Annotated in this window: 2 pseudogenes; one reads left to right on the top strand and one right to left on the bottom strand. The window is 79.7% G+C overall.

Annotation, left to right across the window (positions count from 1 at the left end):
* Nucleotides 1–213, bottom strand: a pseudogene (locus G6556_RS19250) (hypothetical protein); the annotation flags it as partial.
* Nucleotides 214–280: 67 nt separating this feature from the next.
* Between G6556_RS19250 and G6556_RS18960 the strand changes: the two are divergent.
* A pseudogene (locus G6556_RS18960) lies at nt 281–872 on the top strand (transcriptional regulator); the annotation flags it as partial.

Here is an 872-nt window from a genome sequence, read left to right as displayed (position 1 = left end):
ACGTTCCCTCGTCCGGTCGACACCCGGACGGCCCAGTCCCCGGCACCCGGAGCGCGCACCGGACGGGTCCCCGAGCACCACCGCCGCGTGCCGCGCCCCGTGCGGGTCCCGCAGCATCGCCCGCCCCAGCAGCACGGCGTCCGCCTCGCCCCGGCGGAGGACGTCCTCGGCGTGCCACGGCTCCTCGATGAGCCCGACGGCAACGGTCGGCACCCTCTGGCGCGCGCCGCGCCCCGCGCGCGACACTGACCGCGCGACAGCGACGTCGAGGGGGTGGACCGTGCCCGACGGAGAGCGCGACCTGCTCCGTCCGGTCGCGCGCGCCCTGCCGCTCGGCCGCGCGCTGCTCGCGGCGCACGAGCGGTTCCTCTCCGCCGGGACGACCGCCGGCGTGCGCGACGTCGTCGCCGACTCGTGGCGGCGCAGCGTGCGCAGCGGGGTGGATCCCGACCGGCCCGCTCCCCCGGTCTCGCTCGCGGACGCCGACCTGCGCGCCTACCGGGCGGAGCACCCGTTGCGGCACGCGCTGCCCGTGGTGCGGGGGCTGCTGCTCGACGCCGCCGTCAGCGAGGGGTTCCTCGTGGCGCTGACCGACGCGGACGGGCGGCTGCTCTGGGTCGCCGGGGACGCGGACGTGCGGCGGGCGGTCGAGACCGTCGGGTTCGTCGAGGGGGCGGCGTGGGACGAGGGGCACGCGGGCACGAACGCGCCCGGGACGGCGCTCGCCACCGGGCACGACGTGCAGGTGCACGGCGCCGAGCACTTCGCGCGCGCCGTGCAGCCGTGGAGCTGCACCGCCGCCGTGCTGCGCGACCCGGCCGGGCGGGCGCTCGGGGCGCTGGACGTGACCGGGCGGGACGCGGCGGGGTCGG

This window comes from Cellulomonas sp. IC4_254 (assembly GCF_011603975.1).
Classification (GTDB): domain Bacteria; phylum Actinomycetota; class Actinomycetes; order Actinomycetales; family Cellulomonadaceae; genus Cellulomonas.
This window is presented reverse-complemented; position numbering and strand designations above follow the sequence as displayed.